This is a genomic window from Moorena sp. SIO4A5 (genome assembly GCF_010672005.1).
Taxonomy (GTDB): domain Bacteria; phylum Cyanobacteriota; class Cyanobacteriia; order Cyanobacteriales; family Coleofasciculaceae; genus Moorena.
In genome coordinates this window covers 1-4,781 of record NZ_JAAHHZ010000359.1, presented here as the reverse complement: position 1 = coordinate 4,781, position 4,781 = coordinate 1, and the positions used below count along the sequence as shown (strand labels likewise).

The following is a 4,781-nucleotide window of genomic DNA, read 5'->3' as shown; positions in this document are numbered from 1 at the left end:
TACTTGCTTGTGCTGCCCTCAATCCTATGACCCATTTGGGTATGCCTGATAGCTATGCCCATAATGCTTAAAACTGCTCCTGAGAGGGGGAGCATTTTGACCCCTTCATCATTCATGCAACAAAGCCGTTTGCGTTTAAAAAAGAATGAGTTAGTTGAATATCAAAAAAATAGTTGGATTAAATTAAATGATTTAGGTCTAGTACCTGGAGTGTCTTTATTTATTAAAGGAATTAAAGTCACGAATAATCGTGGTTTTATAAGTTTTAATGTTGCCGCTAAATGGAAACGTAAACTTAACGGAGTAGCCCCAAAAGAAGGATGGTTTATTTTGACAAATTTGGATAGCTTAAATTCGGCTATTTCAGCTTACAAACAAAGATTTGATTCGTTGGCGAAGCCTGGCGAGCGAAGCGAGGCATGGAAATGTTTAGAGATTTTAAGACAGGTGGTTATAATTTAGAAAAGACTAACGTTGAAGGTAAACGCTTTATTTATCTAGTTTTATTGATGACTATAGCTTATACTTCTGCAACTATTCAAGGTCATAACATTAAACGTAAAGGAATCCAAAACTATGTGGTTCGTGTAAAATAATCTGGCCGATTGGAGAGAAGACATAGCAGTTTTTACGTTGGTTTATATGGTCAAACCTGGGTTAACTTCAAAGATGTTTGTCTAGAATTAGTAACCGAATTAATGAGACGCGCATCCTAATAAGCGATGCAGCGCGGTCTTGGGGAGGCAGTGCGGTCTTGGGGGTTCCCCCCATGAGCAACTGCCGTGGTTTCCCCCATGAGCGACTGCATCAAGACACGAAAGTATTATCAACGAGGTCTAAGGGCTAGATTACTTATATAGCCAAAAAAGGGATAGTTAGGACATAATGGTAACATATAGCGGTTTGCACTTAACTTAGTTACAATAACAACAATAATAAAAAAGTTTTTTAATTTGTTCTTTAGTCAAATAATCACAACAATCAACTAGACCTTTTTCTAACTCATCTCTAGTCATCGGGACTAATGAACGTAAATATTATTTCAAAATAAACCAAAATTTTTCCCTCGGATTAAAATCGGTAGAATAAGGAGGTAAAAAGAAAACGCTAGCTCCAACTGTAGATAATATTTCTACAACTTTTTGGTTTTTATGGGTGGGAAAATTATCCATAATTACCACAGCGCCAGGCCATAATGATGGTGCTAAAACTGGTTTTCTATAAGTTAGAAAACCTTGAGGATTCATCGAACCATTTAAGGTCATAGTACCTAAGATTGCTTGGTAGGAAAGTGCACTGATTATTGCAGGGTAATCGCATCTAATTTGGTATAAATCGTACTTGACAAACTACAGGGAGTATAGGTATGATAGCCAGTCAGTGTTCAAGGTTGTCCCAGAGCGGATGTTGCGGTTAACCGTTGGATTTGCCAAGATTTGCATTCTCTAGTCAGTCATTATGGCAAAAGGCTTTGTGAAGGCTCAGCAGGAGCGTGAAGCGTTAATCTTGAAAAACAGTGTTCTGAAGCATTTTCAGCACTTGCGAGATCCCCGAGTGGAGCGAACCCAGAAACATTCCTTGGTGGCCATGATCACGATTGCCATTTTGGCGGTGCTCTCCGGTGCCGATGGGTTTGTGGCCATCGAAACCTACGGTAAAGCTAAGCAAGTGTGGCTGGAGACGTTTTTAGAGTTGCCCAATGGGATTCCGTCACACGATACCTTTGGTCGGGTGTTTGGTCTGCTAGACCCCCAGGAGCTCGAGACGAGTTTCTTGAGTTGGGTCAGCTGTATTACTGAGAAATTAGCCCTGAAGTTGATTCATATCGATGGCAAGACCACCAAAGGCTCCTATGACCGAGCTGGTCAACTGAAGGCGTTACAGAGTGTGAGTGCCTGGAGCAGTGAACATGGGCTGGTTTTAGCTCAGCAAAAAGTGGAGAGCAAATCCAATGAAATCACAGCAGTGCCGCTCCTGCTGCAATTGCTGAACCTCAAGGGGGCGGTAGTCACCCTTGATGCCATGGGCACCCAAATCGCCATAGCTCGGCAAATCAAGCAGGCAGAAGGCGACTATGTCTTGGCACTCAAAGGCAACCAGGGTCAGCTCAGCCAACAAGTAGAGGCTTGGTTCGAGCAAGCACAAGCCCACAACTGGCAGGGGATTGAGTACAGCTACGATGAAACCATAGACAGTGGACATCATCGCATAGAAACTCGCCAAGTTTGGGTCGTGCCCGTGAGTCAATTACCACCACTGCCTCGGCAAGGTCAATGGGCGGGCTTAGAGACGGTTGTCATGGTCAAGAGTACCCAGAAGTTATGGAACAAAACCAGGTTTGAAGTGCGGTTTTACATTAGCAGCCTGGAAGGCGATGCCCAGCGACACAACTCGGTGATTCGCTCCCATTGGAGTATTGAGAACAGTCTGCATTGGGTGCTTGATGTCACCTTTGGCGAAGATGCTAGTCGGATTCGTCAAGGATATGCGGCACAGAACCTGGGATTGTTGCGACGTTTAAGTGTTAGTTTACTCAAGCAGGTACCCTCCAAACAGAGTCTGAAGATGAAGCGTTACCGAGCTGGGATGGACAATAACTTCCTGATGGAAATCCTGGCTGCCAGTGCCGGTAAGTCAGGTGTTAGTCGTAGTTGATCACCACTGAGCAGGTGAGTTGGAAGAGGTAATCGAGGTCTGTGTTCTCGGTCAAGCCCTAGATCATAAACGCCGAACCGGTGCAAGACCACTCAATTAGTTGACTTTGGTCAGTTCAGAGGATAATCAAGTTTTAGGGAGTGTTAGAGCATTTTGAGGGTCGATTTAGATGCGATTACCCTGCTGATTATTGTGATATTTTTCCCTCTGTAATAAGGCCGATAATCGACAACTCTAGTCCCTCTTTTATAACGGCCATAAATGCGCTTTTTACCTAAGTTAAAATTTCATCCAAAAAGACTAGGTTTTTTACTAAAAAATTCGTAATTTTCTGCCAATAAAGACATCTTAATATAGCTACCCTTGACCTTTTGGCTTGACTAGCATATAGCGTTTTTTTTTTCGCGTTATGTTAAGTTTTTTTAAGATTAGACTCAAAGTAGTAATGTGGACAGTAATTTTTTTCTCTTTTTCAAGTATTTCCACCATTTCCGACAGAGTTAATGATGGATGCTCTGACAACATAGATTTGATAAATTCCGTGAATGGTTCTAGGGCGTGTCTGCAAAGTTAAAAGATCACCATGGAACTGTGATCGATATCACCAGCAACAGGAGAAAGAAGATTTCAACTAAAGCCAGAGTAATATAGAGGCAATAGTCAACATCGCTTGATAATTGATGGCATATTTCGCAATTTCTCAATAACCGCTGGTTGACAGATTGGATCAGCAATTTATCAGGCAGGGCTACCCACCAGTCCATGCTCTATAGCCTTTTGTCGAATCAAATCTGATAAGGGGGGGATTTTGCTAGCAGGGCGACAAAGGGGATTGAAAACTAGATAGGGCAAGCTCAATGGCACGTTTGCCCTGATTGTAATGGAGAATCCAACGACGATTAATTTGCAAAAGTTCAGACAAAGTTTGTTGGCACAATTGCTGTAGGCGGAGCCAATGATGAAGATGTTGACCAATATAAAAAGAGCTATGTCTACGTTGTGAGGTTGAGGAAGTTTCCGGTCGTGCTACATATTTTTGAATGCCAATACTCTTAATGTGCTGACCTTGGAGCAGGGCACTAGTATAAGCAATAGCAACGACAATAAGTAGTTTATTAAGCTGTTGATGTTTGAGCTTGGAGCCTTCAAGATTATAGCCACCTGATTTAAAATCTCGAAACATTTCCTCAATATCAAAACGCTTTTGGTAAGCTAGAATAGCTGTTTTTAAATCAACTAAGTTAGTTAAGATATACCAAGGTTCTTTTGTCTTAAAGCCTTTGTAGTTCCTTTTCCACTTAGCCGCAATATTGAAAGTCCCAAAGCCGGTTTGCGTCGCTCACCTGTCGGTCATTGATAAAAAGCTTCATCCCAGGAGTTAAACCCCACTCTCTTAGTTCCTTATATAACCCCTTTTTGACTTTAATCTTTGTATCGCATTTCTGTCTTAAACAAAAGTATGTCCCTTTTTCTGATAGCCAAAAGCCCAACTTCGGTGAACAAAATTCTCTATCTCCTAGCACACACACTATATACTCATCTATTTGCCCTAATAACAGCTCAATACTTTTCCCTAATACCTCTTGCTGTTCCTTGAGGTTACTACTTCCTTTTTTTGATAAAAAAATCCAATATACTGGCCATGCTCTGTGGTTCCAAATTATACTTACCATCAAGATATTTATTTCTCCCCAGCTTGTTCTGTCTAAGGCCAGATATATCGTATCGGAGGGTTTAAACATACTCCTTAATAGACACTTTACACAGGGAAACCAAATTTTCTCCACACCTAAGTTTTTATTTCTCAAGAAACGCCGTAATTTCTGCCGACGACTTTCAAACAAAATTGGGAATGGTAGTGCTTCGGCTAACCACTCTAACTTCACTTGTTTAAATAATTGAAGACTTGCTACAACTAGAGTTAGTAATAGATAAGTACTGCGGTTGAGTTCTTTTTCCAGGATTTTTTGGTATTCTTTTGCTATCATTTTCATGATAATGGGACTTTAGCAAAAATCAAGCCCAAATCAAGCCTAAACTCGCTTTATATCTTAAAAATACGTCCATATTTTCCTGCAGCCAACATACAAAACGGTAAGATATGGCACTCCGAAATGCCTCCAAAG

Annotated in this window: 4 protein-coding genes and 1 pseudogene; 2 read left to right on the top strand and 3 right to left on the bottom strand. The window is 41.2% G+C overall.

The window, feature by feature from the left end; translation table 11 throughout:
* Positions 1-132 precede the first annotated feature (132 nt).
* Positions 133-689: pseudogene (locus F6K57_RS36985) on the top strand (IS4 family transposase); the annotation flags it as partial.
* A gap of 348 nt (positions 690-1,037) precedes the next feature.
* Here F6K57_RS36985 and F6K57_RS36980 read toward each other — a convergent pair.
* The gene (locus F6K57_RS36980) at positions 1,038-1,325 is read right to left on the bottom strand and encodes a transposase (RefSeq protein ID WP_293030485.1); all 288 of its coding nucleotides are present in this window, start codon (positions 1,323-1,325) and stop codon (positions 1,038-1,040) included.
* A 133-nt stretch (positions 1,326-1,458) separates the two neighbouring features.
* On the opposite strand from F6K57_RS36980, the gene F6K57_RS36975 reads away from it, so the two are divergent.
* The gene (locus F6K57_RS36975) at positions 1,459-2,655 is read left to right on the top strand and encodes an ISAs1 family transposase (RefSeq protein WP_293073253.1); all 1,197 of its coding nucleotides are present in this window, start codon (positions 1,459-1,461) and stop codon (positions 2,653-2,655) included.
* An 811-nt stretch (positions 2,656-3,466) separates the two neighbouring features.
* Here the strand turns inward: F6K57_RS36975 and F6K57_RS36970 are convergent.
* Positions 3,467-3,838 (bottom strand): hypothetical protein, encoded by a 372-nt coding sequence (locus tag F6K57_RS36970; protein ID WP_293030292.1) that lies wholly within the window; start codon positions 3,836-3,838, stop codon positions 3,467-3,469.
* 115 nt (positions 3,839-3,953) lie between these two features.
* Positions 3,954-4,649 (bottom strand): hypothetical protein, encoded by a 696-nt coding sequence (locus F6K57_RS36965; RefSeq protein ID WP_293030295.1) that lies wholly within the window; start codon positions 4,647-4,649, stop codon positions 3,954-3,956.
* Positions 4,650-4,781: the final 132 nt, after the last annotated feature.